This is a genomic window from Saccharococcus sp. Marseille-Q5394, from assembly GCF_946901335.1.
Classification (GTDB): Bacteria; Bacillota; Bacilli; order Bacillales_A; family Planococcaceae; genus Sporosarcina; species Sporosarcina luteola_C.
Map to the genome: position 1 here is coordinate 329,131 of NZ_CAMPPQ010000002.1, position 26,662 is coordinate 355,792.

The 26,662-nt window shown below is 44.8% G+C and carries 31 protein-coding genes; 20 read left to right on the plus strand and 11 right to left on the minus strand.

Translation table 11 applies throughout. The features are described from left to right. Window positions 1–13: 13 nt before the first annotated feature. From OC538_RS12050 to OC538_RS12060, 3 genes are all read left to right on the plus strand, one after another. Window positions 14–433, plus strand: coding sequence for a helix-turn-helix transcriptional regulator (locus tag OC538_RS12050; protein ID WP_262175703.1), 420 nt, complete (start codon window positions 14–16; stop codon window positions 431–433). 140 nt (window positions 434–573) lie between these two features. Beyond that, on the plus strand, window positions 574–774 hold the full coding sequence (locus OC538_RS12055) for a BhlA/UviB family holin-like peptide (RefSeq protein ID WP_251695580.1): 201 nt from the start codon (window positions 574–576) through the stop codon (window positions 772–774). A 154-nt stretch (window positions 775–928) separates the two neighbouring features. Beyond that, on the plus strand, window positions 929–1,732 hold the full coding sequence (locus OC538_RS12060; RefSeq protein ID WP_262175707.1) for an N-acetylmuramoyl-L-alanine amidase: 804 nt from the start codon (window positions 929–931) through the stop codon (window positions 1,730–1,732). Window positions 1,733–1,780: 48 nt separating this feature from the next. Here the strand turns inward: OC538_RS12060 and OC538_RS12065 are convergent, their stop codons facing one another. Then, window positions 1,781–2,686 carry an NAD(P)/FAD-dependent oxidoreductase gene (locus OC538_RS12065; RefSeq protein WP_251695578.1) on the minus strand — a complete coding sequence of 302 codons (906 nt, stop codon included), beginning with the start codon at window positions 2,684–2,686 and terminating at the stop codon, window positions 1,781–1,783. A gap of 119 nt (window positions 2,687–2,805) precedes the next feature. On the opposite strand from OC538_RS12065, the gene OC538_RS12070 reads away from it, so the two are divergent. Beyond that, the gene (locus tag OC538_RS12070; protein ID WP_251695929.1) at window positions 2,806–2,955 is read left to right on the plus strand and encodes a hypothetical protein; all 150 of its coding nucleotides are present in this window, start codon (window positions 2,806–2,808) and stop codon (window positions 2,953–2,955) included. Window positions 2,956–3,020: 65 nt separating this feature from the next. Then, window positions 3,021–3,179: a hypothetical protein gene (locus OC538_RS12075; RefSeq protein ID WP_251695577.1), complete on the plus strand. Its 159-nt coding sequence runs from the start codon at window positions 3,021–3,023 to the stop codon at window positions 3,177–3,179. A gap of 269 nt (window positions 3,180–3,448) precedes the next feature. Here the strand turns inward: OC538_RS12075 and OC538_RS12085 are convergent, their stop codons facing one another. After that, entirely contained in the window at window positions 3,449–4,537 is a 1,089-nt protein-coding gene (locus OC538_RS12085; protein ID WP_251695576.1) for a CotH kinase family protein, read from the minus strand. A 983-nt stretch (window positions 4,538–5,520) separates the two neighbouring features. After that, window positions 5,521–6,285 carry a peptidoglycan editing factor PgeF gene (gene pgeF, locus OC538_RS12090; protein ID WP_262175712.1) on the minus strand — a complete coding sequence of 255 codons (765 nt, stop codon included), beginning with the start codon at window positions 6,283–6,285 and terminating at the stop codon, window positions 5,521–5,523. A 138-nt stretch (window positions 6,286–6,423) separates the two neighbouring features. Between pgeF and OC538_RS12095 the strand changes: the two genes are divergently transcribed. The 3 genes from OC538_RS12095 to OC538_RS12105 all read left to right on the plus strand — a co-directional run bounded on the left by OC538_RS12095 (window position 6,424) and on the right by OC538_RS12105 (window position 8,436). Further along, the gene (locus tag OC538_RS12095; RefSeq protein ID WP_262175714.1) at window positions 6,424–6,948 is read left to right on the plus strand and encodes an RNA polymerase sigma factor; all 525 of its coding nucleotides are present in this window, start codon (window positions 6,424–6,426) and stop codon (window positions 6,946–6,948) included. Continuing rightward, a complete protein-coding gene (locus OC538_RS12100) occupies window positions 6,941–8,218 on the plus strand; it encodes a DUF4179 domain-containing protein (protein ID WP_262175717.1) in 1,278 nt (425 codons plus the stop codon). Before OC538_RS12095 ends, OC538_RS12100 begins: the two co-directional genes overlap by 8 nt. Window positions 8,219–8,286: 68 nt before the next feature. Further along, complete coding sequence (locus tag OC538_RS12105; protein ID WP_251695572.1) at window positions 8,287–8,436, plus strand: YfhE family protein; 150 nt, start codon at window positions 8,287–8,289, stop codon at window positions 8,434–8,436. Window positions 8,437–8,486: 50 nt separating this feature from the next. On the opposite strand, the gene OC538_RS12110 is transcribed toward OC538_RS12105, so the two are convergent. Beyond that, window positions 8,487–9,038 carry a DUF488 family protein gene (locus OC538_RS12110; protein WP_251695571.1) on the minus strand — a complete coding sequence of 184 codons (552 nt, stop codon included), beginning with the start codon at window positions 9,036–9,038 and terminating at the stop codon, window positions 8,487–8,489. A gap of 176 nt (window positions 9,039–9,214) precedes the next feature. On the opposite strand from OC538_RS12110, the gene OC538_RS12115 reads away from it, so the two are divergent. Next, a complete protein-coding gene (locus tag OC538_RS12115; protein ID WP_262175721.1) occupies window positions 9,215–10,180 on the plus strand; it encodes an alpha/beta hydrolase in 966 nt (321 codons plus the stop codon). A 34-nt stretch (window positions 10,181–10,214) separates the two neighbouring features. Here the strand turns inward: OC538_RS12115 and OC538_RS12120 are convergent, their stop codons facing one another. After that, window positions 10,215–10,403: a gamma-type small acid-soluble spore protein gene (locus OC538_RS12120; RefSeq protein ID WP_262175723.1), complete on the minus strand. Its 189-nt coding sequence runs from the start codon at window positions 10,401–10,403 to the stop codon at window positions 10,215–10,217. 145 nt (window positions 10,404–10,548) lie between these two features. On the opposite strand from OC538_RS12120, the gene OC538_RS12125 reads away from it, so the two are divergent. The 3 genes from OC538_RS12125 (at window position 10,549) to OC538_RS12135 (ending at window position 13,301) form a co-directional block, all read left to right on the plus strand. Further along, complete coding sequence (locus tag OC538_RS12125) at window positions 10,549–11,091, plus strand: histidine phosphatase family protein (protein WP_251695903.1); 543 nt, start codon at window positions 10,549–10,551, stop codon at window positions 11,089–11,091. Between the two features lie 293 nt (window positions 11,092–11,384). Continuing rightward, on the plus strand, window positions 11,385–12,581 hold the full coding sequence (locus tag OC538_RS12130) for a DUF3238 domain-containing protein (RefSeq protein WP_262175725.1): 1,197 nt from the start codon (window positions 11,385–11,387) through the stop codon (window positions 12,579–12,581). 114 nt (window positions 12,582–12,695) lie between these two features. After that, window positions 12,696–13,301, plus strand: a complete 606-nt coding sequence (locus OC538_RS12135; protein WP_262175727.1) for an alpha/beta hydrolase — start codon at window positions 12,696–12,698, stop codon at window positions 13,299–13,301. Between the two features lie 222 nt (window positions 13,302–13,523). Here OC538_RS12135 and OC538_RS12140 read toward each other — a convergent pair whose 3' ends face one another. The 3 genes from OC538_RS12140 to OC538_RS12150 form a co-directional block, all read right to left on the minus strand. Then, window positions 13,524–14,066 carry a hypothetical protein gene (locus OC538_RS12140; RefSeq protein WP_262175729.1) on the minus strand — a complete coding sequence of 181 codons (543 nt, stop codon included), beginning with the start codon at window positions 14,064–14,066 and terminating at the stop codon, window positions 13,524–13,526. Between the two features lie 272 nt (window positions 14,067–14,338). Beyond that, the gene (locus OC538_RS12145; RefSeq protein WP_262175730.1) at window positions 14,339–15,760 is read right to left on the minus strand and encodes a sensor histidine kinase; all 1,422 of its coding nucleotides are present in this window, start codon (window positions 15,758–15,760) and stop codon (window positions 14,339–14,341) included. Continuing rightward, complete coding sequence (locus OC538_RS12150) at window positions 15,757–16,458, minus strand: response regulator transcription factor (protein WP_262175733.1); 702 nt, start codon at window positions 16,456–16,458, stop codon at window positions 15,757–15,759. The genes OC538_RS12145 and OC538_RS12150 overlap by 4 nt, the downstream gene beginning before the upstream one ends. A 291-nt stretch (window positions 16,459–16,749) precedes the next feature. Between OC538_RS12150 and OC538_RS12155 the strand changes: the two genes are divergently transcribed. The 8 genes from OC538_RS12155 to OC538_RS12190 all read left to right on the plus strand — a co-directional run bounded on the left by OC538_RS12155 (window position 16,750) and on the right by OC538_RS12190 (window position 23,488). After that, window positions 16,750–17,178: a c-type cytochrome gene (locus OC538_RS12155; protein WP_262175734.1), complete on the plus strand. Its 429-nt coding sequence runs from the start codon at window positions 16,750–16,752 to the stop codon at window positions 17,176–17,178. 30 nt (window positions 17,179–17,208) lie between these two features. After that, window positions 17,209–19,071, plus strand: a complete 1,863-nt coding sequence (gene nosZ / locus OC538_RS12160; RefSeq protein WP_262177789.1) for a Sec-dependent nitrous-oxide reductase — start codon at window positions 17,209–17,211, stop codon at window positions 19,069–19,071. 64 nt (window positions 19,072–19,135) lie between these two features. Then, the gene (locus OC538_RS12165; RefSeq protein ID WP_262175736.1) at window positions 19,136–19,702 is read left to right on the plus strand and encodes a hypothetical protein; all 567 of its coding nucleotides are present in this window, start codon (window positions 19,136–19,138) and stop codon (window positions 19,700–19,702) included. Next, complete coding sequence (gene nosD, locus OC538_RS12170) at window positions 19,699–21,003, plus strand: nitrous oxide reductase family maturation protein NosD (RefSeq protein ID WP_262175739.1); 1,305 nt, start codon at window positions 19,699–19,701, stop codon at window positions 21,001–21,003. Before OC538_RS12165 ends, nosD begins: the two co-directional genes overlap by 4 nt. Beyond that, window positions 21,000–21,800: a copper ABC transporter permease gene (locus OC538_RS12175; protein ID WP_262175741.1), complete on the plus strand. Its 801-nt coding sequence runs from the start codon at window positions 21,000–21,002 to the stop codon at window positions 21,798–21,800. Before nosD ends, OC538_RS12175 begins: the two co-directional genes overlap by 4 nt. Then, window positions 21,793–22,461: an ABC transporter ATP-binding protein gene (locus tag OC538_RS12180; RefSeq protein WP_262175744.1), complete on the plus strand. Its 669-nt coding sequence runs from the start codon at window positions 21,793–21,795 to the stop codon at window positions 22,459–22,461. The genes OC538_RS12175 and OC538_RS12180 overlap by 8 nt, the downstream gene beginning before the upstream one ends. Beyond that, a complete protein-coding gene (locus tag OC538_RS12185; protein ID WP_262175746.1) occupies window positions 22,458–22,817 on the plus strand; it encodes a FixH family protein in 360 nt (119 codons plus the stop codon). The genes OC538_RS12180 and OC538_RS12185 overlap by 4 nt, the downstream gene beginning before the upstream one ends. A 5-nt stretch (window positions 22,818–22,822) precedes the next feature. After that, complete coding sequence (locus OC538_RS12190) at window positions 22,823–23,488, plus strand: hypothetical protein (protein ID WP_262175748.1); 666 nt, start codon at window positions 22,823–22,825, stop codon at window positions 23,486–23,488. A gap of 41 nt (window positions 23,489–23,529) precedes the next feature. Here the strand turns inward: OC538_RS12190 and OC538_RS12195 are convergent, their stop codons facing one another. The 3 genes from OC538_RS12195 to OC538_RS12205 all read right to left on the minus strand — a co-directional run bounded on the left by OC538_RS12195 (window position 23,530) and on the right by OC538_RS12205 (window position 26,491). After that, entirely contained in the window at window positions 23,530–24,474 is a 945-nt protein-coding gene (locus OC538_RS12195; protein ID WP_262175750.1) for a dipeptidase, read from the minus strand. After that, complete coding sequence (locus OC538_RS12200; RefSeq protein ID WP_262175753.1) at window positions 24,461–25,186, minus strand: gamma-glutamyl-gamma-aminobutyrate hydrolase family protein; 726 nt, start codon at window positions 25,184–25,186, stop codon at window positions 24,461–24,463. The genes OC538_RS12195 and OC538_RS12200 overlap by 14 nt, the downstream gene beginning before the upstream one ends. Before the next feature lie 144 nt (window positions 25,187–25,330). Continuing rightward, window positions 25,331–26,491 carry a S1C family serine protease gene (locus tag OC538_RS12205; protein ID WP_262175756.1) on the minus strand — a complete coding sequence of 387 codons (1,161 nt, stop codon included), beginning with the start codon at window positions 26,489–26,491 and terminating at the stop codon, window positions 25,331–25,333. Window positions 26,492–26,662: the final 171 nt, after the last annotated feature.

The following is a 26,662-nucleotide window of genomic DNA, read 5'->3' on the forward strand; positions in this document are numbered from 1 at the left end:
AGGGGTGATTGTCATGATGAAGGAGGAAATGGAACAATTAGTGAAGGATTATCATTGGATGATCAACAGTGTGAAAGTCATTCGCGAGGGAATGAATGAAGTTGGAGAAGGGATGACAGCGCGCTACGGTGTCGAAGCGGCAATGCCGAAAGGAACTGGCCGTCCTGCCGATCCCATCTACCGGGAATTCAACAGGAGGGAAAGACGGTTGAAAAAGGTGTACGAGTATGAGCGCAAGATCCAACTTGTCCAAGAACGAATTACATTCATCACGGAAGACCGTGAACTTGAAGTGCTGCATTGGCTGCTCGAGGGGAAGAGCTTGCGCTGGATCGGGAGGCATATGCAAATATCGGACCGTCAAATCGGCAGAATAAAAGACGCCATCATATATAAGATGTCGCAAATGCCGCATGTGCCGCAAATGTCGTAGAAATGACGAGTGGAAATCTTCCAGGTTACAATGGGTGCAGGCCAAGTAAATCGGCTGACAGCAACACAATTAGAGGAATTTCAAAGGAGCGTCCACTAGGGCGTTCTTTTTGTTTTCCTAAAATTAAAAGGAGGATTGGCATGGCTACAAAAGAGCTTCTAGGTTATTTTTTGACACAGGGTCCGTTTGCCGTCCTGTTCGTATGGTTGTTTTGGTATCAAGTGAAAAGCAGTGAGACGAGGGAGAAGCGTTATCAGTTTTTATTGGAAGTGATGACTGACAAATACGATGAGATTGTGGATGAAATACGAGAAGTGAAAGAGCGGTTGCCAAAGGAATAGGCATCGCTTTTTTTATTGGCCGAAAGGAGGTGATGCCGCTAGAAATAGGGTTTCTTAAAAGGAGGTGGACTTCATGTAGACATTCAAACGGCTGATTGTCAGGCTAGTGGATTTTGGAATGAAAAACAACTAAAAAACGAGAGGATGAAGAAGAATGGTTAAAATTTATATCGATCCGGGGCATGGTGGAACAGATCCGGGAGCATCTGCAAATGGTTTGAAGGAGAAGGACTTGACGCTCGCAATTGCGACACGCGTTAAAAATATGCTCGTGAATGAATATTCGAATGCGACGGTCCGGATGAGCCGGACGGGTGATCAGACTGTAGATTTGCCGCAGCGGACGAATGACGCGAATGCATGGGGTGCCAATTACTATTTAAGTATCCATATTAATGCTGGCGGAGGAACGGGGTATGAGGATTATATCCATAACCTGTTGTCGGATTCTTCAACTACTGCCCAATTGCGGAACACGATTCACGCGGAAATCGTTAAATTGATTGATATGCCGAACCGCGGTAAGAAGAAGGAGAATTTCCATGTGCTTCGCGAAAGCCGGATGCCCGCAATGCTGACGGAGAATGGGTTCATCGACAATGCAACCGACGCAGCAAAAATGAAAACATCGGCGTGGCTTGATAAGGCGGCAAGAGGACATGTCAATGGACTCGCTAAAGCACTTGGCCTGCAAAAGGTGAGCATTCCGCCGCCAACGGGCAATGTATTATATAGAGTCGTCACCGGTTCATTCACGACGAGAGCTAATGCCGACCAGCAAGTTGCCGCGCTCAAAGCGAAAGGATTCGACAGTTTCATCGATATCGCTGTCGTGAACGGCATAACGTATTACCGTGTCATCACCGGTTCTTTTGCGGACAAGTCAAACGCGGACAAGCAAGTGGCTGATTTGAAAGCTAAAGGGTTTGACGCGTTTATCATCGTGGTGAATGTATAAAAGACAAACGCCTGTGCACGCAACTCCGTGCACAGGCGGCTTACATACTCAATCATCAAAAAACTCATTCGTCAGATCACCATTCACTCCGATAGCGGCAGCACTCCCGGATCCCGCGGCAATGACGAGCTGGGCAGGGACGATATTCGCTGCGTCCCCAGCAGCATACACATTCCACACATTCGTCCTGCCGTATTCGTCAGTCTGGATGCCGCCGTATTCATTCAGCTCACAGCCGAGCTCTTCCGCGAACTGATTGCAATGGCTCCAAAGGGGAGTGACAAACCCGCCGGCGCGTTCAATGAGCGTCCCGTCCTCCAGGCATATACCTTTCAGCTGGCCATTTTCACCCTCCAGCGAGGCAATATTGTCTTCAAAAACTTGGATGCCTTTCGCGAGCAGCTTCTCGCATTCATCCGCCTCGAGCCGCCCTTCGCCATTCGTGAACACAGCCAAATCTTTGCTCCAAACAAAAACTTCCTTCGCAAGCTTATACACGTTTTTATCTGCAATGACGGCAAGCGGCTTGTCACGAAGCTCCCATCCGTCACAGTACGGACAGCTGAACATGCTCGTCCCATAGAACTTTTCGATGTTCGGGATGTTCGGCTGCTCGTCCTTCAAGCCTGTCGCCAAGATGATTTTTACCGTTTGAAAGCTGTTGCCTTCTGCAGTTTCCAATTCAAAATGGTTGTTGTCCAGCTTTTTAATAGCAGCAACTTTTTCACTTTTAATCTCCACGGACGGATAGTTGCCGATATCTCGATGAGCAAGCCGCCGGAACTCGTCAGGAAGGATACGATCGCGGGTAATGAATCCATGGGCTTCGCGTGTCACCCGGTTTCGGGCTTGATTATTATCAAAAAGCAGCACATTTCTTCTCGCTCGTCCAAGCACGAGGGCGGCGTTCAAGCCAGCCGGTCCGCCGCCGACAATGACACAGTCATACATCATGGAGCCATTCATCCTTTTTAGTAGAAGTTTACCCTTGCGGAATAAAAATAAGCGTCACGCGCAGTTATCTTTCATGAAAGGAGGCGACCGTACTTATATTGGACTAAGGGAGGAATGAGTTGGAGAAAAAGATGTTGGAGCGAGGCATCGGTCTCGGCACTTGTCTAGCGGTCGTCATTTCTTGGAGCGTCCATAAATCAATCCTTTGGGCAATTTTCCATGGAATTCTTAGTTGGCTGTACGTTCTTTATTATGCATTGATGAGATGAACTAAAGGTTTTGGATGGGCTCCTAGTTGGGAATACTATATATATCAACATAAGGAGTGATCATCATGACCAAGAGCTATGCCGGCGATAAAGAAGATAAACCGAACGGGCAACCGAAAGACTCCGCTGCATTGGCAAATGATGCCGCGAAAAAAGCGGAGATGCAAGTGGACGCAATTAAAGAGGAAGCTCAGAATGAAGTAAAACGACAACAGAAGCAATAGATTCTTATGAAGGGTGCCTTCCGGCTACGGGGGCATCCTTTTCATTTGCCGAGTTATGGAGCAATTTCTGATGATTATGCTCGATTTTCTTCTCCGCTGCGGGCGCATGCCTATAACATTGATCAAAAACTATTTGGAAGATGAAGACTCACATAATTATGCGTTAGTAATGGAATGGAAGAATCCGCTCAAAAGGGGGATATAGGCTTCGTCCGCTATAGAAATAAAATCCACGCAATTCCTTTGTAAGGGGCGCGTGGATTTTTCATCTACAACGTATCTATCTCTTGTTTAATAAATGCAGATCGTTCTTCGATAAAATTAAAGATGTAGTCGGGTTCTCTGTCAAAGAGATCAATACTGTCCATTTTATACGGATCCAATAATAGATAAGGGCGAAGCGATGCATGCATTCTTTGTATTTTCGGTTTCAAATATTCCACAGTGAATTGATTGCTTAAAATATCCTTTACTAAGCTTTTATATTGGCTCCGAAAGTTTTTTACATCAAGAATCCTAGCTGTCAGTGTATTGAAGCCTGTAATTCGTAAATAATCACTTTCCATTTCCTCGCCATTCACGTCCCGCCCCCATGTCGCATCGTAATCCCAAGGGATGATTTCATACAATCCACTCTCCTTGTTCCGGTAAAGTGCATAATTATGGACAAATCCATCGAAATTCTGAGTGAAAACGACACCGGCGAGCCAACGTAAATACTTATCCACATTTATATAGTCCACAATTTCCTTTTCAAAGTCTTCCCTTGGAATCGTATTAATGTCTATGATCATTTTTTGTAAATGCTGTGCATCTTCCTCTGCCCCACATTGTTGTTCATATCCGAACGTAAGTGATTTCTTCACTTCTTTGTCCAAGTCGCTCATTAAGGAAAAATTAGCATCCCCGTCGACTCCATAAAAAATAGAACCGGCCGGCAATTTTCGGTTTGCAAGGAATCGATCGTCGACTGATTCCAATTCCAAGTACACTCCTTCATTTCTTCCATTCACTTTCAAAAAGACAAACCGTGCTTGTGGTGCGAGGCAACCAATTTCATTGAAGAAATCAAAGGAAAGTTTATTTCTAATCAATGATGGATCCTTGAATTCTGCATTTAAATGTAATGCTTTAGCATTTCGATAAGTTGAAGGTTTATAGAAAGAGACATGGTATGACTTTTTAGGGAAGTCACGGATATGGGATCCACGATAAGCGATGTCTACTTCGTATTTTTTTCCATGAATCGTGAGCTTTGCAGAAACAGGATCATCAATCCAAATATCTTTTCGGAGTTCAATCAAATCCAAAGGGTGTATAAAAAGTCGATACTCAGGTAATTTCTCGATAGTTCCCATAAAACCCCACTCCTTCATTCATTATTCTATTTCTATGAATAATTATGAAAGATGTTTCCATACATTATTTATCGTAAGTTGTGCACTTAACTCAACCCCTGTCAAATATGCAACGTACTTTAAGAAGAGGAATGAAAGCGTGAAACACACGGTTTTTTTCTCTACATCATGAGAGGGGAGGTTTGGACATGTCACTCTTTTTTGAAAATGAAATACAAAGAGCGAGAGAAAAGGTCAGTCGTTTGGGGCTTGATGACTTTATGTTTCAAGATCCTCGAAGCAACAATAGGACATCACGGAAAAAACGTAGAACGAGCAGAGTTCGGGCAACTTCCCGCAATCGCCGTCATACAAGCAGAGTTCGGGTAACTTCACGAAAACGCCACCGCACGAGCAGGGTTCGGGTAACATCCCACAATCACCGCCGTACAAACGATGTTTGGGGAGCATTCTGGAACCACAAACATAAAAATCGTAAACGCACAAGCAGAGTGCGAAATACTTCGGAAAATCGTAAACGCACAAGCAGAGTGCGAAATACTTCGGAAAATCGTAAACGCACAAGCAGAGTGCGAAATACTTCGGAAAATCGGAAACACACAAGCCGAGTTCGAAATACTTCCCGCCGCCAAAGTACTAGTCCGTTTATGTCATGTGACAGGTGTGGCCGAAACAAATTGAAAGTAACTTCACGAAATCGGCGTGTCACAAGCAGAGTGCGGGCAACGTCCCGCAATCGCCGTTGCACAAGCAGAAAAAGGGTCACTTCGCGCAACCGAAGAAACAATATATTTGATACGAATTTCCGACCTAATTGTAGAAATCGAGCCACTTGCCGCACTCGATTCTTCTGATAGCAAAAATATGTAATTTGGACAAATCAAAGTTCAGTGAGTGCATGGTAGCAATGCAAAAATACCCGTCCAGCGCATTACATGCAGGACGGGTACTTCTATTTATACTCGGCTTTATAAGCTATTGAGTCATTTGCCATTTCTCATAACAAAGCTCAGATGCCTTCCCGCTTTCTTATCTTGGCGATACGAGAAACCATCGGGGCTTATGTAGGTGCATGTCCGATCAAGAGTGATTTGTTCGGGTGGAATGCCCGCTAGCTCGAGTTGCTTCTTCACGGTTTTCTGGTTGTCGATATGGTATTTATTCGTAGTCTCATTGAAATACATGTATTCATCCGCATACCCGAGCGCCTTGAACTTTACATAGACATCCTCATCCACTTCGAATTTCTCCTGACTTAACGCCATTCCGATTTGCACGTGAAAATCTCCAGGCTTGCACCCTTCAACTTTTTTTAAATGGTCAAACATTTTCAACGTGATTTCCTTGACGGTTCCTTGCCAGCCGGAATGGATTACACCGATGAGGCCGTTCGCTTCATTCCAAAAAATGACGGGTACGCAATCTGCCGTGAAGCTGCAGAGCAGAACATTTGGTTCAATGGTGTAAAGTGCATCTGTATCCGGAATGGCGGTCGCTCCAACCTCAGCGCCGCGCCCCTTATCGGCAACCGTCACCTTATGGAAATTCGCACTATGCGTTTGACTAGCGCTGACGAAATCCGTCAGCTCACGTTGTAGGGAATCCGCCAATCGCTTCCGGTTTTCGATGACGGATTCGGGCTTCTCACTTGCATGAAAAGCCATATTATTATGCTCCGGCCGACGTTCATCCTTCAAAGTCGTTCCAGCAACAAATGTACTATTGTCTATATATATTTTTGTTTTCATATTATCACCTGTTCTTACTATACGCGATTCCGTCGCGGACAACCATGACGGGTGTGCCGTTTTCGATTAAGTTTTTTCTTTCCAAGAGAAATGAACTTTTTAGCGGTATGATGACTCTTATAGGGGAGAGGTGAGGTCGTGAAGGTCGTTCGGTTAGTGAAAAAAGCGAAAAAGGGGCATAAAGAAGCGTTGTTGGAATTGATTATGGCGCAGCAGGATGATTATTATCGTCTAGCTCTTTCATATATGGGAAACTCGCACAATGCTATGGATGCGATGGAAGAAATGATCGTCAGTTTGTATGAAAAAATAGGCCAATTAAAAAAGGAAGAATCCTTTTATAGCTGGAGCAAAACCATTTTGGTGAATCGCTGCAAGCAAATGTTGAAGAAGCAGGGCAAGGTTGTATTGCTGGATGATTGGGAACCGTATGATTCCACCCACAATCCATACCTGCAAAGCGAACAGCAAATGGAAATCAAAGAGATGTTGAAATTTGTGAGTGAACACCAGAAAGAAGCGATCCAATTGAAATACATTCACGACTTGGATTACGAAACGATTGCCGTAATGATGAATGTTTCGGTCGGTACCGCAAAGTCCAGAGTCTTTCAAGGTTTGAAGAAAATAAAGGAACAGTATAGGGGTGAGATTAATGAGTGATATCGAAAAGGAACTACTTGAACGGAAGAAACAGTTGGACACTGTAACAGCACCTGATGAGTTGGAAGGGCGGCTCAGGCAAGCGCTGGAAACTGCTCCTGTTAAACAGAAGCTGAAGCCCAAATGGCCGATCGCAGTAGTTGCCCTCTTATTCTTATCTTTTGTCGGCTATAACTATAATGGGTTTGCCTATTACGGGAAGAAAATAATGGGGTTCGATGAAGTGATGAGCGGGACACTTGCCGAGCTGAATGAAGAAGGAATGGGGCAGACAATAGGGAAGAGTGTTTTACTTGAAGATGGAACGGAATTTACTGTAGATGGCATTATGACGGATGCCAATCAGTTGATCCTTTATTATACCTTAGCAAATACAAAGGAAACTGAAGATATTCCATTCATGACAATTACAGGTTTTCTGACAAACTCACACCAAGGAGGCGGAATGTCCATACTTAATGAGGAGAAATCCGAAATCAAAGGGCAAATGTCATTTGAACCAGTCAGCCCATTTGCGAAGAAGTTAACATTGGAATTTTCGAAGTGGACTCAGGAAGGAAAATTGATAGAAGGAACTATTTCATTCCCCTATGATCCAAACAAAGCAATGCAAACCGAAATCCAGCAGAAAATCAGGAAAAAAGTGAAAGTCGACAAAGGGACAATTACATTCAAAACAATAACAGCCACTCCTTCATTAACAATAATTAAAGGGAAAGTGAATGTCGAGAATCTTAGCCGGGTCAGCCTTCCTTTTGAAAAAATAGAGTTGCTTGCGAACGGAAAGTCAGTTGAAATGGTAGGTGGCGGTACCAGATCAGCGCTAGGTGGCACAAACTTCGATTTGCGTTTTGACGGACTGCCTAAGAAATTGGATTCCTTGGAGCTAATTGTTAAGGAATTCGTCGGTTATACAAGCGTCGATGAAAACATTCCGCTTACCCCGATAAATGAACAACCGTACGTGATAAAGGGCGAGGATATTTGGGTAAGGGATGTAATGAAAACGGAAGACGGAATCGAAATTACAATTGCTTCTAATGATGATGTCCTCTTCGATGGCGTTACAATTGAGGGCCAGGGAAATTCCTCTCCGCTCGAAACAACCGTTAGGCAAGACTTTGAAAAGTTTCATGACGGAAGGATTTTGAAGGTACGTACATTGGTATTTTCATCGGAAACGACACCTGAATATTTGAGAATTAAAGGAATGCATCATATGAAGCCGATAAATTATAAAATTGAAATTCCTGTACAATCAGCACGATAAAATCAATCGGTTAAATTTCAGCGGTCCGGGAAAACTGATTGTAGATTGACGGAAAGGAGCATTTTTCTATGAATCAGAAAAAGGAGCCGCATGAAAGGTTCACCGAAAAAAACAACGGCTTGAGTTCTACCCAAGAAGTGTTATATGCAAAGGAATTTAAAAGTGCCGACAAAGCTGCTAAAGAAGATGAGAATAAAAATCGTAAAAAAGACCAATAATGAGAAGGCCACGATTGATTGCAACCCCCCTGCAATCAGTCGCGGCTTTTTTAATGCGTTTCTGGATACGTTACTGTTCCATCTGTATTGTGTTTCGGCGATGCCCCCCATTTGCCGGGTTCATGCTGCTCGATGAGAGTTTCGCCTTTTGGACCGTCTATTATGTGGCATACCGTCCATCCATTCAACGCAAGCCAATTGCTGATTACTAAACGGTGGCACCGGGCGGGATGGCGTTCCGAGCAACAAATTGCGACTCTTTTAGATACAGCTTCCTCTTTTAACTGTTCCATCCCCTCCCGGAATTCAGGTTGCAATGTATAATCTGCGTAGTTATGGAAGGATTGATTATTCCATGCAGCATTCACCTCATCATCGACCACTTTCGATTTATTTCTGCGTCCGCCTAACGATTTCATAGTCTTATAATCAATGCCGTTTTCCGGCAGCCATTCCTTCATCCGATCTTCGTGGAAATGAGGGAATTTCCGACTTCCGGGGAAGGCGCGCACGTCAATAAGCATAGTAATCTCCCCATCACGCAGCAGTTTCAGGAATTCCTCTTTCGTATGAGTGGAATGACCGATTGTAAATAATTTCATGCAGATCACCTGCTTCACATAGACTTCAAGTATGGTAATCGGTACCCCGTGGAATTTGAGTTAAACAATCATTTCAAAATGGTAATTTAAAGAACTATTAAATTATATATATAAACGTAACTATTATCCGATATAATAAGAGCAGGCAGTTAACTGCCGAGAGACTATAAGAGGGAATGAGAACAATTAAAATAAATTGGAAGAAATTATTGGTTATTTTGTCGACCGTCTTCCTAGTCATACAGATTGCGGGCAGCTTCTTTTTCTTTGAACTTGCAGTCAAGCGCGGACCGAAAGAGTACTTACAGGGAAATGCCGATTTGGAAGTGTCCGATCAGACATTGGATCTTTATTTGAAAGGGGATTGGAAGAAATGGGTCGCCGCCCAGAAGTTCGAAACGCTACATCTGACTTCACGGGATGGACTGAAGCTATCAGGCTACTATTTACCCGCCGCGAAGCCGACAAACAAACTTGTCATTTTGCCGCATGGCTATTTAGGCCACGCAAAACAGATGGGTCTTTTCGGACAATATTATCATAATGATCTTGGCTACAACATCTTCATGCCGGATGCGCGGGGGCATGGAAAAAGTGAAGGTGATTATTACGGATTCGGATGGCCGGATCGGCTCGATCTCATCGATTGGACGAATCTGTTGGTGCAAAGGCTTGGACCGAAGTCGGAAGTGGCCTACCATGGATTATCGATGGGGGCGGCGACAGTGTTAATGGCGAGCGGCGAGGAAGGCCTTCCGCGTCAAGTGAAAGCCATCATTGCAGACAGTCCCTACCAATCCGTATACCAATTATTCACCTACCAGATGAATCGGATGTTCCATCTGCCGGCTTTTCCATTGTTGGATAGCACAAGCGCTATGACGAAAGTCCGTGCCGGTTATTCATTCAGGGAAGCTAGCGCTCTGAAGCAAGTGAAGAAAACGAGCGTACCGGTATTTTATATCCATGGAATGAACGATACGTTCGTGCCGACGGAAATGGCGGGGGAATTGGAACGGAACACTTCGAGCGACAGTGAAATATTCCTCGTCCCGAACGCAAACCACGGCGAAGCCTTTGCGCTTTCCGGGGAGACATATAAAGTGAAGGTCGGTCATTTCTTGAATCGTTATATGAAGTAAAAAAAGTCGGTTCCCGTCATGGGAACCGACTTTTTTATTCAGCAGGCTCGTTTCCTTTTCGGACTTGCGCTGGATCTGTGTCACTGTATTGCGCAGTTCCTATGCCACCGGTGCGGGCAAGAACTTCTTTCACTTGGTTATAGGTCAACCCCGAGTTAGCATTTTGCCGTTTCACTTCTTCGATATCGGTTCCTGCTTCAGTAACTTTTTTCGAAATCTTCATTATCTCCACCTCCATGCCATTAGAGTTCCATGTAATGTGCTTTTTATTCCCTTACATGAAGTGTTAGTATTTAGAAAAGAGCAACAATGTTTTCTTTGATGCAACCAAGGGAAAAACAGGAATGGAGGTGGTTGAATTGGAAAAGGTGATTTATATTGTGCGCCATTGTTCAGCGGAAGGTCAGTCACCGCATGCGGATTTGACTGCGGAAGGCATCGTCCAGTCGGAGAAGCTTGCTGAGTTTTTTGATGAGCTGGCAGTGGAGCGAGTCATTTCAAGCCCGTTCATCCGTGCCCGGAGGACTGCAGAACCAATTGCAGATAGAAAGAAAATCCATATCGAAGAGGACAGCCGATTGGCGGAACGAACATTGAGTTCACATGCATTTGAAGATTGGCTATTAAAATTGGAAGATTCTTTTCTTGATTTCCATTTAAAATATGAAGGCGGAGAGTCATCCCATGAAGCGATGGAGCGCGTCTGTAAAGTCGTAGATGAACTGCCGGACGGTTCGAAAACCGTGCTCGTCACACATGGGAATCTAATGACATTGCTGTTGAGATGTTATGACGAACGGATCGGTTTCCAGGAGTGGCAGGCGTTGACGAATCCAGATGTGTTTCGTGTGCATGTGACCGATAACGGTGCGCAAGTGGAACGGATATGGAAGGAAGAGGCCCTTCTATGATGTTTGGCTGCTGGATAGTAATTTATGCTCCTTTCGTTATGAAACGAAGGGATTTTTTTATGCTATCCAAGCTTTATCTATTGAATATGTAGAGTTATCTATCGGATCCAGCGAGTTATCTATTGAATATGGAAAATTATCTATTGAATAAACGCATTTATCACCAAAAAGGGACTTAAGACCACTTCCGGCGATTGTTTCGCGATTCGGCAACAAGGGCATTGACAATAAAAAGCCGTCAAATGTTTAGGCGATCTGTCAATGCAGCAAAATGAAAATAGGAGGCGGTCCGTATGCTATTTGAAATCAAATCAGTGAAGCATGAGCATGACCTGATTTCATTCACATGGAATGATGTCGGTGGATTTTACAACGTGTACAAAGACGGCGAGCATTTGTATGAAGGATCCGTACCGGAATTCCAGGATGGTGACTTCAAACATGGCAAGCTATATCACTATATGATTGAGCGCGTGGAAAACAATCAAGTCGTCGATGTTATCGCGATGCAAACCTCGGCATTCGCCGAAGAGAAAAATATTGAAAACCCTTTGCAGTCGCTAGTCATGACGACAATCGTCGCGAGAACGCAAATCGCCCTGGCATGGGAGGGGATTAAAGAAGTCGATGAATATGAAGTGTACCGGAATGGGGAGTTTATGGCGAAAGTCGACACGACCAGATATATCGACCGTGACATTGATGTGGACCAATCATACGTCTATACAATCCGTTCCAGACGCCCGCTGAAGAAATCCGAGGAGATACTAACCTCGGTTAAATCGGCCGTATCCAATTTATTCGGCTTGTTGAATCCAGCTACTTCCACATCAGAATCGGCAGTTGAAACGTTTACGACAATCAAATCAATCGGCAAGCCCTCCAAATTGCTGAGGCCGGTCAACGAACGTGAACAGGAAGTGGAGAACATTGATCGGTGGAAATTCCGCTATACGACGTTCCTCGCGGATAAGTGGATACGAAATCCGAATCCGCTGTCACCGAATCATTTTTTCGAAGGTGACCAAAGGGGATTTGATCCGAATGGAAACGGCTTTCGAACACGCGTCGATATTGAGCTGGCTTACGACGAGAAAGGTGAGCCGATGAAGTTTTCGAAAGAAGTAGGACCAACAGTCGCCTACGATCATCTGAAGCGCTTCAGGGAAAAAGCGAAAGCTTCAGCTGATGGGATAACGATGAAGAGGACCGACCACCGTAAAGGGGAAAGCGGTTTTGTATTGGAGCATTCTGTCGGTAATCCGTTGACGACCGCGCCGAGAATCGACTATGAAGTGAATGCTGTCTTTAGAAGGCATGGCACATATGATATGTCAGGTTATTTCGACCCTGCTCCCCATCACGAAATCTATTTGATGAGAGGAAGAGGAGAGGAGTGGCAGCCCATCCTGCAAGTCGAAAGCAGAGGACTTGGCTTCATGTCTGAAGCAATCGCATATCATTATTGGCGTTGCTCTAGTTTTGAATGAAACAGCCCTTTTGACAGTGGGAAGTTGTTCTGTTACCATTACCTTGAATTCAAGATATGTGATTTAGGATACTAAATTCTAGTTAGATATACAATGAATCAAGGGGGAGAAATCATGAAGCATATTTACAAGCAAGGAACCGACCCGTCAAAACCGACTCTTCTTTTATTGCATGGAACCGGTGGGACCGAAGAGGATTTATTACCGCTTGCAGGATTGATCGATCCGGACGCTTCCGTACTGAGCGTGCGGGGGAATGTGCTGGAAAACGGGATGCCCCGGTTTTTCCGGCGACTTGCGGAAGGCGTTTTTGATGAGGAGGACTTGATTTTCCGAACGAAGGAACTTCATTCATTTCTCGACGAATCGGCGGAAGAGCATGGATTTGATAGGTCGAATATTGTCGCTGTTGGCTATTCGAACGGGGCAAATATTGCGGCGAGCCTGTTGTTCCATTATGCGAATTCGTTAAAAGGGGCTATCTTGCATCATCCGATGGTACCGAGGCGGGGGATCCAGCTGCCCGATATGGCGGACCTTCCGGTGTTTATTGCAGCAGGGAAGAATGACCCGATCTGTCCGGCGCAGGAGACAATCGATCTGCAAGAGTTACTGGCGGGTGCGGGTGCTTCAACGGAAGTCCATTGGGAAATGAACGGACATTCGTTGACGCGGACGGAAGTGGATGCGGCAACGGAATGGTATCGTAAGAATTTTTAACATGAAAAAACCGATCCAGTAGGGGTCGGTTTTTCGGATTTATGCGTGAATAATGCTTTTTATGCGTGATTATCGGGGGTTATGGACTTTTATCGGGCGTTATGAGTTTCTGGAGAGATTTATGAGCTTTTAGAAAACTTTATGCGTTTTTGGGTAGAATTATATGCAGTGGTAATGTAATAGGAAGCCGCACCTCTATAGATAATGGACCGGCTTTTGCGATTAACCTGTTTTTTGCGGTCGTTGCCATATGAAGTACGAGACAGATATGGCAAAATCGATTCCCAGGACGAGCGCCCATACTTTCAACATTCCGGATAAGGCTTCGGTTTTGGATGGGTCATCGATTAGATAGATCATCAGGAAAAGGAACGCTCCGCCGATGATGAATGCGAGCACATGCTGCAAAGAGCCTTTCATGGAGTGCTTGGCATAGGCAAGTCCATGTTTACGGACAGGTTTCTGGCCTTGTTTTTTGACGTAATACAAAAACCGTTCGTCCGCCCAGCGGATCATGCTCTTTCCAAAAGCGATTGAAACGCCGAGGTAGATGGCGGCGATTGCATGAACTTGCGTGGCGGTTGCGCCGTTGTATAGATCGTTCGCTGTGACAATGAGCAAAAGCAAATCAATGACTGGGGTTAAGGCTAGAAAGAATAAACCGAGCCGTTTTCGATTGAATATATATCTTGTGATGAGCCCGGCTGCGATAACGACCCAAAATCCGATTTCACATGCAACGATGATCCAAGCGATGAAGTTCATAGAAACACCTCGATAGTTTCATTAAATTAATTGTATCGTACCATAGAGTGGAAGACTTTCATTCATAACATATGTGAATTAGTGGAAAAATTTGCGTGAAAAAGGTCTGTCAATCGGCGGGGAGCCGGTAGACAGACCTTTCTACATCTCACGAACAAAACTGAACATTTCACATAGCTTACCCTGCCGGTGACGACAAGGTCAAAGTTGATTGAACTGGCAAGGCCCCATTCTTTCGCATCCAAGGTCCATTTATCTAATCAAAGACTCCATTATTCCTCGCACGCAACCTCACCCGGCAACTCAATCCTGAATTTCGTCCCTTCACCTTTCTCACTCTCGACTGCAATCGTTCCACCGTGCATGGTGACCAACTGCTTCACAATCGATAACCCAAGTCCGAATTCGCCATATGGATTCGTCGTCCGTGAGTCGATCGCCTTGTAAAATCGGCTCCAAATCTTCTCTATTTCCCCGGTATCCATTCCGATGCCGGTATCCTCGATTTCGATGACTGTCTTCTCCTTCGACGTATATCCCCGGAGCCAAATCGTTCCGTTTTCCGTGAATTGGATGCTGTTTTTCGCGATATTAATTAACACCTGGGTGAGCCGGTCATAATCGGCGAAGACAGAAACTTCCTCCCTAACGTCTACAACGATTTTATCGCCGCGTTCGGCAGCGGTATCCTCAAGTTGCTCCTCAATGATTGCGAGCAGTTCACCAAGTTGGATCTCCTGTTTTACTAATGTCACTTGATTCGAACGGATCTTTTCGTAGTCGAGATTTTCATTCACAAGGCGGATGAGGCGCATCGTTTCGCTGCTTGCGAGTTGCAGGCCACGCTCCTTTTCCGATTCCGAGATCATATCATTGCGCAAACCTTCGATGATGCCGCGGATTGTTGTAAGGGGTGTTCGGAGTTCGTGCGACACATCCGCCATGAATTGCCGGCGGCGGTTTTCAAGGTTTTCGATCTCCTCTGCTGACGTTTCAAGCTTCTCGACCATCCTGTTAAAGTCCCCCGCAAGCTCTCCAATTTCATCGACGCCCGCGGTCGGAATCCGTACGGAATAATCGCCTTGCGCCACATTCGCAGTAGCTGAACGCAGCCGATTGATGCGCCGGCCGTGGAAAGTCGACAGCAATCCGCTCAATAATAATGCAATCGCTAGCGCAATGACCGTTGTGTAGATCAAATAGCTGTTCATCTGTGAAATCACTTCCCGGGATCCTTTGATCGGGGAGGTTAATAAGACACCGCCGACAAACTGTTCCCTATGGAAATAGGGGAGGAGGACGAACGTGACCGCCTGTTCGAACCGTTTGAATTCCTGTTTCACAGTGACCGTTTTCCCGTTTTGCAATTCCCGCCACTCTTCCTCATTCAGTTCAATTAAAGGCGTTTTCAGTCCGGTCGAATAAATGATGACGGACTTTTCATCGAATAAGCTGTATTGGATATCCCTGCTCTTCAATACATATCCGTATGATTTCAAAATGGACCGGGAATTACGTTGGTCCTGCTCGATATCCGTCAATATCGATTGTCCGTAGGAGGCGAGCTCTTCCGTTTTATTGTCATAGACAAACTGCTCGACGAAATGGGAGAACAGCAGGCTCAGGATGAGAAAAGCGATGATGATGACACTGAAATGGCTTGCGAGTTGCTGATAGAAGTATTTGATCTTCATTCCTGCTCACCAGTCGTTTCGTCGAATCGGTAGCCTACGCCCCATACTGTATGGAAAAATGGCTGATCCGGCTTTGACACCTTCGACCTCAATCGCTTGATATGCACATCGACTGTCCGGTCATCGCCGTAAAAGTCATAGCCCCACACTCGATCTAGTAGCTGCTCGCGCGAAAACACCTGCTTTGGATGTTGAATGAAAAAATGGAGCAGATCGAATTCCTTCGGCGTTAAATTCGGTACCGGCTTGCCGTCCAAGAGCACTTCGCGGGTAGCGGTATTAATAGTGAAGTGTTTCGTTTTCAGTGTGACGACATCAACACGATCCTCTTTCGCGATCAAATACCTGCGTGTAACAGCTTTAATGCGTGCCATGAGCGCAAGCGGACTGAACGGCTTTGTTACATAATCATCCGCACCCATCTCAAGTCCAAGAACCTGATCGGATTCACTATTTTTCGCTGTCAGCATGATAATCGGCACTGCAACTTCGGCTTTTCGCAACTTCCGACAGATTGTCACTCCATCCATCCCAGGCAGCATCCAGTCGATAATCAGACAATCCCAATTTCCCGAGACAGCCTGTTCATAGCCTTGGAGTCCGTCTTTCACGAACTCGCCGTAAATCCCTTCCTTTTCAAAAAACAGTTCAATCATGGAAGATACACTTTCATTGTCTTCGATTACGAGGATTCTCATTTTCAGTCCCTCTTCCCTAATTCTACTTAATTAAAATTATACAGACATTTATATACACAGAAAACATAAAGCCTCTTGTTATGTATATGTTTCACTAGAGTACTAAAGAGGAATGGTGTAATGACTGAATAATAAATATTTAATTAAAATAGTAATTGTTACAAAGATACGCCGGAAAAACTGTGAAGAATCTGTGAAAGATTGGAAATCCATTGTTGGCTAAATTAGTTCCGTGCTAAAGTTATATTATAAATACATGTTATTAAAAACAGAAAGGAGAGGTAGCAGAAAATGAAGACAAATGGTGTGATTTTTCTTATTGCGTTCCTGTTGGCTTTCGGAGGAGGATATTTGTATTTCAGCCAAGCAGGTAAAGATCAAAAACAACAGACTACACAACAGAACACTTCAACTGAAGTGGACAAGGGGGAAGTTGAAAAGGAGGAAGCTACTTCAGTCCCTGCCGAAGCGGAAGTGATGAGCAACAATAGCTGCTTATCATGTCATGCCGTCAGCTCGATGGGTGTTGAAGGGGGGACAACAGGTCCCGATCTATCAAATGCCTTTAAGGATATCGAAGGAAAACACGGTAAAGATCTAGACTCATTCTTACAAGAGCCCACATCAGCAGTTATGTCAGGAGTCATTGCGGGAAGTCCTTTATCCGATGAAGATCGTGCTGAAATTGTTAAGTTCTTAGAGAAAGCGTCAGAACAATAAAGAGTGGGGTGAAGAGAATTGAATACACCATTGATAAAACGCATCATCGCAGCAGTCATTGGGATAGCTGCGGGTCTTTTAGTCGCGGTAGTGTTTTTCGCGGATCTGAATAAAGCGGATCAAAATGCTGGGGAAAATAAAACGAAGGCTGAAAAAGTATACGTTCCATATGGAGAAAAAGATGAGTACTATATGATGGCTTCCGGTGGGCATTCAGGGCAATTATTTGTATATGGTCTCCCGTCTATGCGTAAAATTCGGACTGTGCCTGTTTTTACGCCGGATCCTGCCACGGGTTATGGATATGATGACAAGTCAAAAGAAATGTTGGGCGGCTTTACATGGGGGGACTTCCATCACCCTGCCATTTCAGAAACTGAAGGGGATTATGATGGAGAGTTCCTATTTGCGAATGACGTAGGGAATAATCGTGTGGCGGCTGTGGATTTGAGTACTTTCCATACAGTGGATATTATGTCCTTGCCTAATATGGGCGGTCCTCACGCAGGTGTGTTTGTTACTGAAAATACTGAGTACATCGCTTTGCCGACTCGCTTTGCCCGTCCATTGGATGGGAAGTTTGCGGACTTGGATGAATACGAAAATGAATACAAAGGTGTCGTCTCCATGACAACTTTTGATCGCGAGAAAAAGAAATTTGACCTTGCCTATCAAGTCGTTCTTCCGCCATGGTCATATGACTTGTCCGACGCGGGCAAAAAGATGTCCAGTGACTGGATTGTCATGACGACATACAACTCGGAATTTGCAACAACGAATCTTGAAATCAATGCTTCACAAAATGACCGCGACTATATCGTTCTTCTTAACTGGAAAAAGCTTGAGGAGGAAGTGGCTGAAGGCAATTACGATGACGTGAACGGCGCTAAAATGATCGATCCCCGCAAGCATAAAGGGGCGATATTTGCAGTCCCTGTTGCGAAATCACCGCATGGTGTCGATGTCACGCCTGATGGCACTAGATTCATAGCTGCAGGAAAACTTGCACCGATGATGACTGTGTTTTCATTCCAAAAAGCATTCGATGCGATTGAGAAAGGCAGTTTCACTGATGAGAAATTCGGAATTCCGGTTCTCGCCTATGAAGATGTTATGGAACGTGAAGTCGATCCGCCGGGTGCATTAGGCCCGCTTCATACCCAATTTGATGATAAAGGAAATGCTTACAATACAATGTTCATTTCTTCTGAAATCGTTAAATGGAATGTTGATACAGGCGAAGTGATCGACCGCACGCCGACATACTTCTCACCGGGTCACTCTACAGCAGCCGAGGGAGATACAGTATCGCCTGACGGTAAATGGCTTGTCGCGTTGAACAAAATTGCAAAAGATAACTTCTTGTCTGTCGGACCTTCCCATCCGGAATCCATGGACCTCATTGATATATCTGGAGAGAAGATGGAACATGTTATGGCAGCTCCTGTCGACCCGGAACCACATTACGCGCAAATCATCCATCGGGATAAGATTAATACAATAACAGTTTATCCAAAAGATGAAGCTCGCGAAAACTCCGTTTGGAAGCAGGATGACACACGTGTTGAACGTAAAGGAAATGAAGTGCATATCTATGGAATCGCAATGCGGTCCAAGTTCATCTTTGACGCGAAATCGGAACGGCCAGATGCTGTAACCGTCAAAGAAGGGGACCGGGTATTCTTCCATATGACAAATATCGATCTTGACCAAGATATTACCCACGGTTTCGGTATTAACGAGTACGACTTGAATTTTGAAGTTCAGCCCGGACAAACGAACACTTTGGAATTTGTCGCTGACAAACCTGGTGTCTACCCGATTTACTGTACGAACTTCTGCTCAGCGCTTCACCAAGAAATGAGCGGATATTTATTAGTGGAACCAAAATAACAGAATGCTAGAAGTGAAAGGCTACACCTTTCACTTCTCTTCTAACATTTGGAGGTGAGCTCCTATGAAAGGGAGACTTTCCATCGCATCAATGATTAGCCTACTTATAGCCTCAATTATTACTGTACTTACCTTATTCGTTCCATGGTGGGGAATGAAATTCTATGCACCTCAATATCCTGAGGGGCTGGATATCATTGTGTACCCGACAACCTTGGCTGGGAACATCGATATCGTTAATGGCCTCAACCATTATATTGGGATGGCGGAGTTTACGAATGAGTCATTCCCTGAATTGGCATGGATGAAGTATATCGTCATCGGTTTAGCGGTTCTTATCCTGATAGTTGCCCTTTTGCGCCGCAAAGCTTTCTTATATGGACTCATAGGCGTTTTCATTGTCGGTGGAATCGTAGGCCTGTGGGATATGTACAGATGGCTGAAGGCTTTTGGCACGAATTTAGATCCGCGTGCACCAATTGAACTGGAGCCATTCATCCCGCCGATCATCGGGAAAAATATCATCGCAAACTTTACGACAATCAGCTATTTTACGTATGGCGGCTATATGCTACTACTCGTTTTCATCCTTGTCGTCTATCCGCTATGGAAAGATAGGAGAAAACCATGAAGAGAAGTATTATTGTCTCTTTGCTAGGTTTTTTACTCCTTTCAGGCCATGCAGATGCACAAGAGGCTGAAAACTTACAACAATTAATCGATAAAACGCCTGCAGGCAGCGTACTGGAACTGGAAGCTGCCACGTATGAAGGCAACGTTGTCATAACCAAACCGATTACGATCAAAGGAAAGAAAGGCACTGTTATCAAAGGCGACAAAACGGTGAATGTCATCGAAGTGCGTAGTCAGGATGTTACGTTAGATACGTTGTCGATTGAAGGCAGCGGGATGAGCCGGAGTTCGCAGGAAGAGTATTCGGCAATACGGGTCATGGCAGATGGCGCTGTCATGAAAAACTTGAAGATATCCGATTGTTTTCACGGAATTTACCTGAACAAAACGAAGCACACAACGATATCGGGCGTAACAATTGTCGGTCAAGGAACAGATGCCTTGGGCAATCAAGGAAATGGCATCCATATCGCCCGTTCAAGTGATAATCATATTGACCATAGCCATATCGAGAAAACCCGTGACGGAATTTTTGTCGAGTATTCTAATGATAACGTCGTTAGCGATAACACGATGACACAAACCCGATATGGTCTGCATTATATGTATTCTAACAACAATGAATTCAAACGGAATAACTTTGTCGACAACGTCGGTGGGGCTGCCATCATGCATTCTGATCATATCCTGCTTGCGGATAATAAATTCTCGTTCAATCAAGGCTCCCGTTCATTTGGCCTTATCGTGCAGACGAGCCGGGATGTCCATGTGTTAAATAATGAATTCCACTTGAATCAGCGTGGTCTTTATTTAGAACAATCAACGAGCAATATTATTGAAGGAAACGATTTCTTCCAAAATCAAATTGGCGTGGAACTATGGACTTCTTCCACGGCCCACGTATTTGTCAAAAACAGTTTCAGGAAAAACCGAATCCATGCGTTGACGGTTGGTGGGGAATCCAACAATGAGTGGTTTAGGAATGGAGAAGGGAACTACTGGAATGTACCGATGCTTGATTTCGATAAGGATGGGATCGGTGATGCCCCGATGGAATATACATCCGCTTTAGGTGAACTGGTCGAAACGAATGAACTTTCCTACCTATTTCTCTTAAGTCCCGCTATCACGATCTATGAAAAGGCGAATGAATTGCTGACGTTCCAGAAAGTGATGGCTTATGACAAATATCCTTTGATGAGTAATCAAAAATATAGAGGGTATGAATGGGCTCTGTTAGCAGCTGTGCTAGCTTTGACAGGATGGCTCGTTTACCGAAAGAAGGCGATGAAGCGATGATGTATGTATGGAAGGAATTTCTTGAACAGACGAGAGGAAAAGGACTGTGGTTAGGTATTGGGGTACTCATGCTTGCATCACTTTTCCTTATAGCGGAAGCCCGCTCTTTCCCGGCGGATCTTGGATTCGAGGCGATGTTGTTATCGGTATTTGATATGAATATGTATCTTCTGCCGCTATTTGCAATGTTCCTCTCTTCATTTTCAATATTTCAGGAGAAAGAACTGAAGACGTCCATGATTTTATTGACGAAGAAAGAATCGACTCTTTCTCTTCTATTAAAGAAATCAATGGCCATCCAAATCGTGCTTCTCACCATTTTCATAATGGCCTATTTCATATTGGCTCTTTTCATGAAAGTATTTTTAGCTTTTCATATCGTCAGTTTTCTGCATTTCCTACTTGCGATCACTGTGTTTCTCGTTATTTTCAATCAGCTGGGAATTTTCCTGGGGGTTGCTTGCAATACGAAAATGCAATTGGTCGGAGCGAATATTTTAACTTGGTTTTTCGTAGTCTTCCTTTTTGACCTAATGTTCCTATATTTTTTACCGGCTGTGACATTCGATAATTTACGGTTCTTCTCTTGGCTGTATTTTTTAGATCCGATTCATACGTTGCGGTTCTATTTGGAGACAAGTCTAGGACTCTTCTCGTTAAGCCATATGTCAAGAATGATGGAGAATTTCGTTTTCATGGATATGAGGATCTTCCTCATTATTAATGCTCTACTTTGGCCAAGCCTGTTATTTGGTCTTTCTAATCTCTTCCGGAATGGAGGGACAATCGATGATTAATATTCAACATGTATCCTATGCCTATCATAAGAAAAAGGTATTGGACGATATCAGCTTATCTGTCGAGGCGAATGAGAGATGTGCCTTAGTGGGGCGTAACGGTGCAGGCAAGTCGACGATGATTCATGTCATGTTAGGTTTGCTCCCAATGCAAAAAGGATCGATTACATTAGGTGGAATCTCGAATAGAAAGCAGGAGTGGAAACGGATCGTCTCCTACCTTCCAGAGAAGTTCCACCTGTATCCCCATTTGACAGGGGAAGAGAATATGCGGTTCTTTGCATCCCTTTCGACAAAAAAGATTGACGAAGAGAGCATTGCTGAAAAGCTGAAGATGGTTTCGTTGTACGAAGCGCGCGGGGAACAGATTACTAGGTATTCGAAAGGAATGCTACAGCGATTGGGCCTTGCTGTCATGCTTTACTATGATTCGGACATCATCATTTTGGATGAGCCGACAAGTGGATTGGATCCGATGGGGCGGGAGGAAATATTGCAGATCATAAAGTCCTTGGATAATAAAACGATCCTCATGGCCTCGCACCACCTTTCCGAAATTGAAAAGGTATGTACACACGTCGCGTACCTCGACAATGGAAAGATGACAAAATACCCGGTCGATGAATTTATCCGGCATCATTTGAAGGAGGAGTCGGTATGAAGAAAAGTGTAGTCAGCTTGCTATTCGTTGTATTGCTGGCAGCCGGGTGCGGTTCTGCCAAAATGGATATTTCAATCGAAGAGACGCCTGAATTCAAGAATGGTACTCCATCGGAAATGATACTAAAAGTGATGGATGATGATATTCGCATTGAAGGTCTGTCGATTGTTGCGACGCTTGAAATGGCGAAAATGGATCACGGGGTAATCGAGGTTCAGTTCGAGGACATCGGCGAAGGTCTGTACAGTGCACAAGTAGAGTTGCCGATGGGTGGCGAATGGATTGCCGATGTAGAGGTGGAATCCGAAGGTGAACAGACGAAAGAAGTTTTGACATTCGATGTTAAAGAGAGATGATGACGATGAAGAAAAAACGGTTGATGATCGTCACTCTGTTATCGATGCTAGTGCTGAGTGCGTGCGCAGATAAATCGGAAACGCCCGAACAGAGCGGAACAGAAACGGTGGAAACGACGAAGAGTGAAGACGTGGCTAAAATCGAAGGAACGACATTTGCGATGAAAGATATGGAGTTTTATTCGCTTATGCAAGTCATCGATATGGAATTGACAAAGGCAAGGAAAGCGGAAAATCTCGAGGGCAAGGCGTTGGAACAAAGTAATGCGTATTGGGATGAAGAGATTGCCCGTTTCGAGAATCCGAACATTCAACTTCAAAAGCTGATTGAAATTCATGCCATGTCATTGATAGGCAAAGAGAAACATTACTATATTCATCCAGATAAGTTGGAAAGGAAAATAGCCGATTTCAAAGATGCAATTGCAGGCAATGCAGAGATTCAAGCAATGCTGAAGGAGTTCGGGAAGGATGAAGTGAATGGACGTCTCCACGTTTATTTTGAAAAAGTTATGCTCGTGGACCGAATTGTCACAGAAATTGAGAAGAATATTAGGGCAGAGATACCGGAAGCTTCGAATCAAGAAATTGCTTATGAAGTGAGCAAGCGGTATGAGGAACTGTATATGGACCAAGTATCGGGATTGGAAAGAGAAATCTATTTGCGTTAACAAGAGTCAGGACCGGATAATGGTTCCTGACTCTTGCGTTTTCAATCCAGACGAGTCTTCCTGTCGGGACGATGGTCAAGGAAGTTTTGGCAAGCAAATCCCTTCACTTCATCCGCACTATACTTTTTCAACAGCTCGTTGATCAAGGTGGGATGCATCGAAGCATCTTCAAGGCCGATGATCTTTTCCGAAATGCCGTCGAAATCTGATCCCAACCCAATTTGCCGAACGCCTCCAAGGGAACAGAAATGGTCGATATGTGTGATAAGATCCGATATGGAAGCATCGCCTTTTTCGATGACAAAAGGCGGGTTATACACGACATGGATCAGACCGTGAGCTTTAAATAAATGTGTGGCTTGCTCATCCGTCAAGTTCCGATTGTCATTGCAAATCGTCTTCGAGTTGGAGTGGCTTGCAATTGGAAAGTGGGCTATGTCCAAAACGTCCCAAAAGGCTTTTTCGCATAGATGGGATACATCCGAAAGAATAGTATTTTCATTACAAAATGCGATAATTTCCTTCCCGAATGCAGTAAGACCTGCACCGCGCTCCTCACCGACGCCATCCGCCGCCAAATTCGCATTATTCCATGTCAGCCCGATTGAAAGGACCCCAAGTTCCCGTAGAATCGACAGCTTTTGCATGTCATTCCCGATGCAATCGACTCCCTCAAGTGTCAGAAATGCACCGATCTGCCCTTCCTGGAGCCGGTCAAAATCATTCCACGTTTTTAAGGCCTTCATATTCGGGTTTTTGCCGATCACCGCGGTATAAAAATAATGAATCTGATCAAGTGCCGCTTGAAATTTCTGGTCCGATTTAATGGACGGTGAAATGAAAATGGCAAATGCTTGGATACGTACTCCGCCTTGTTTCAACTTTTCGTACGTGACATCGAGATCCTTGGAATCTGCGAATGAAAGATTCCCTTTTGCTTTATGCATTCTAGCAAGTACATCGCAATGCAGATCAATGATATTCAACTGCAGCCATCCTCTCAACACAAGCCTTCATATAAGCCTCGAATAAGCGTCTGGAAACCTGATCACTGTTTTGCATCAAAGATTCGGGATGCCATTGTACGCCAACAACGAAATGATGGTCCGTACTTTCAACCGCTTCCGCAATTCCGTCACTTGCCTTGCCCGAGACAACGAGCGGAGAGGGGATATCCTTTACCGCCTGGTGATGAAATGAGTTGACCATGATTTTATCGGAAGTCGTGATAGACTCGAGAATTGTCCCCTTTTCAATATGCACCGCGTGGGATTGGTACTCCCTTTTCGCTTTTTGATCATGTTGCAAGATCGGGCTGGCAACTTGTGAGACGATGTCCTGATAAAGCGTTCCGCCTAAAGCGACATTCAGCACCTGATGACCTCTGCATATGCCGAGTATTGGTTTATCCAGCTTGAGCATATGCCTTACAAGCTCCATCTCAATTGAATCTCTTTCGGGTGTCACGTTGCCTAGCTCAGGCCATGGTTCCTCATTGAATAGATGAGGATTCATGTCACCCCCGCCTGAGATAATCAATCCATTGAGGAGCGTGGTGATTTGCTGGACGTCGCTTTCCACCCCTGTCGGTATGATAAAAGGTACGCCTCCACCATCGATGACCGCCTGGATGTAAGTGTTTTGAAGTGTGTGTGCAGCTGAATCTATGTTTGAAGTAATGCCGATGATCGGTTTCAATCCCCATCCCCCTTTTGAAATATATCCCTGATACCATCAATTATATCGTTGCTCCAGGTGAGAAGGAATAACTTTTAAGAATGTTTCAGTAATTAAAAATAAACACCTCCGCCACAACTGACAATGGCAGAGGTGTTTAGTCATTTATTCAACAGGTGAATTGCTCGTCAATGTCAATTCAACTGTGCGTTTTTGGGAGCCGGAGTAAACGGTGAGTGTCGCTTTGTCACCGATTTTAAGTTCGGAATAAAGGAATTTGCGCAGTTCCATGGAGTTGCTGATATCGGTTCCGTTAATCGCGGTGATGACGTCCTGCTCTTTCAATCCAGCTTTGCCCGCTGCAGATGTCGGGTCGACGTTGGCGACCATGACGCCACCTTTCACTTCTTCCGGTAGATCCTGTACATAGATATACGGAACCTCGGCCAAGTCTGCAAGGCCAACGCCGATATACGGCCGTTCGATTTTGCCGTCTTTCGTAATTTGTTCGAGCAATGGAACGACATCGTTGCTCGGGATTGCAAAGCCGAGGCCTTCTACGCCGTTTTCCGCGATTTTCAAACTGTTGATGCCGATCAGTTTGCCATCTGTTGTCAGAAGGGCGCCGCCGCTGTTGCCGGGATTGATCGCCGCATCGGTTTGGATAACGTTCATCTCCCAGTTGCCTGCGGTTGTTTTCACGTCGATGGAACGGGATGGTGCACTGATGATGCCTTGCGTTACGGTGCCGGAAAAGTCCAGGCTGAGCGGATTTCCGATGGCGACGACAGAATCGCCCGCGCGCAATTTATCGGAATCCCCGAACTCAAGGGCAGTGTCGACAAGTTTAGCATTTATCTTCAGGACGGCCAGGTCGGTCAATGCATCACTGCCAATCAGCTCCGCAGTTTCCTTCTCGCCGCCTTGCAATGTCACTTCGACTTTGCCCGCGCCTTCGATGACGTGGTTATTCGTCACGATGTAGGCATCATCGCCATCGATTTTATAAATGACTCCGGAGCCGGTCCCGTATTCCGAGAGCTCAGAACTGCCGGCGAAGCGGTTACCGGTGTTTTTGAAGTTCGATACACCGACAATTCCTTTCGATGCATGCTCCACCATATCGGAAAGGGAAGTTGGAGAGTTCGCTGAAGTTGGGATGAAATTAGGCGTTGAGGTTGAACTTTCCGTAACGCCTGCCGTTGCCTCACTCTGTGTTTTAACCTGCATTATGTCCGTATTTGCCACGACGCCTAGCGTTATCGCGGAACCTAGAATGCCAGCACCAACTGTTGTGATGAAACGTTTGCCGAATGAATTTGCCATAAATAAAAACTCCTCTCATATACTCGTTGGTTTTATTGTAAGGGAAAATTATGAACAAATTATTACGGGGGAATTAATAAATGGCAAACAATGGGGGAGTATATGTGACTGGTGATGTCTATGCTGCGAGCGGTGATAAAGTTGTCATAAGTGGTGATAAAAATGTCCTGA

What these genes read in the sequence shown, in the direction of transcription:
- OC538_RS12050 (WP_262175703.1), top strand. Translation starts at nt 14, where the DNA reads ATGATGAAGGAGGAAATGGAACAATTAGTGAAGGATTATCATTGGATG.
- OC538_RS12055 (WP_251695580.1), top strand. Translation starts at nt 574, where the DNA reads ATGGCTACAAAAGAGCTTCTAGGTTATTTTTTGACACAGGGTCCGTTT.
- OC538_RS12060 (WP_262175707.1), top strand. Translation starts at nt 929, where the DNA reads ATGGTTAAAATTTATATCGATCCGGGGCATGGTGGAACAGATCCGGGA.
- OC538_RS12065 (WP_251695578.1), bottom strand. Translation starts at nt 2,686, where the DNA reads ATGATGTATGACTGTGTCATTGTCGGCGGCGGACCGGCTGGCTTGAAC.
- OC538_RS12075 (WP_251695577.1), top strand. Translation starts at nt 3,021, where the DNA reads ATGACCAAGAGCTATGCCGGCGATAAAGAAGATAAACCGAACGGGCAA.
- OC538_RS12085 (WP_251695576.1), bottom strand. Translation starts at nt 4,537, where the DNA reads ATGGGAACTATCGAGAAATTACCTGAGTATCGACTTTTTATACACCCT.
- pgeF (WP_262175712.1), bottom strand. Translation starts at nt 6,285, where the DNA reads ATGAAAACAAAAATATATATAGACAATAGTACATTTGTTGCTGGAACG.
- OC538_RS12100 (WP_262175717.1), top strand. Translation starts at nt 6,941, where the DNA reads ATGAGTGATATCGAAAAGGAACTACTTGAACGGAAGAAACAGTTGGAC.
- OC538_RS12105 (WP_251695572.1), top strand. Translation starts at nt 8,287, where the DNA reads ATGAATCAGAAAAAGGAGCCGCATGAAAGGTTCACCGAAAAAAACAAC.
- OC538_RS12110 (WP_251695571.1), bottom strand. Translation starts at nt 9,038, where the DNA reads ATGAAATTATTTACAATCGGTCATTCCACTCATACGAAAGAGGAATTC.
- OC538_RS12115 (WP_262175721.1), top strand. Translation starts at nt 9,215, where the DNA reads ATGAGAACAATTAAAATAAATTGGAAGAAATTATTGGTTATTTTGTCG.
- OC538_RS12120 (WP_262175723.1), bottom strand. Translation starts at nt 10,403, where the DNA reads ATGAAGATTTCGAAAAAAGTTACTGAAGCAGGAACCGATATCGAAGAA.
- OC538_RS12130 (WP_262175725.1), top strand. Translation starts at nt 11,385, where the DNA reads ATGCTATTTGAAATCAAATCAGTGAAGCATGAGCATGACCTGATTTCA.
- OC538_RS12135 (WP_262175727.1), top strand. Translation starts at nt 12,696, where the DNA reads ATGAAGCATATTTACAAGCAAGGAACCGACCCGTCAAAACCGACTCTT.
- OC538_RS12140 (WP_262175729.1), bottom strand. Translation starts at nt 14,066, where the DNA reads ATGAACTTCATCGCTTGGATCATCGTTGCATGTGAAATCGGATTTTGG.
- OC538_RS12145 (WP_262175730.1), bottom strand. Translation starts at nt 15,760, where the DNA reads ATGAAGATCAAATACTTCTATCAGCAACTCGCAAGCCATTTCAGTGTC.
- OC538_RS12150 (WP_262175733.1), bottom strand. Translation starts at nt 16,458, where the DNA reads ATGAGAATCCTCGTAATCGAAGACAATGAAAGTGTATCTTCCATGATT.
- OC538_RS12155 (WP_262175734.1), top strand. Translation starts at nt 16,750, where the DNA reads ATGAAGACAAATGGTGTGATTTTTCTTATTGCGTTCCTGTTGGCTTTC.
- OC538_RS12165 (WP_262175736.1), top strand. Translation starts at nt 19,136, where the DNA reads ATGAAAGGGAGACTTTCCATCGCATCAATGATTAGCCTACTTATAGCC.
- nosD (WP_262175739.1), top strand. Translation starts at nt 19,699, where the DNA reads ATGAAGAGAAGTATTATTGTCTCTTTGCTAGGTTTTTTACTCCTTTCA.
- OC538_RS12175 (WP_262175741.1), top strand. Translation starts at nt 21,000, where the DNA reads ATGATGTATGTATGGAAGGAATTTCTTGAACAGACGAGAGGAAAAGGA.
- OC538_RS12180 (WP_262175744.1), top strand. Translation starts at nt 21,793, where the DNA reads ATGATTAATATTCAACATGTATCCTATGCCTATCATAAGAAAAAGGTA.
- OC538_RS12185 (WP_262175746.1), top strand. Translation starts at nt 22,458, where the DNA reads ATGAAGAAAAGTGTAGTCAGCTTGCTATTCGTTGTATTGCTGGCAGCC.
- OC538_RS12190 (WP_262175748.1), top strand. Translation starts at nt 22,823, where the DNA reads ATGAAGAAAAAACGGTTGATGATCGTCACTCTGTTATCGATGCTAGTG.
- OC538_RS12205 (WP_262175756.1), bottom strand. Translation starts at nt 26,491, where the DNA reads ATGGCAAATTCATTCGGCAAACGTTTCATCACAACAGTTGGTGCTGGC.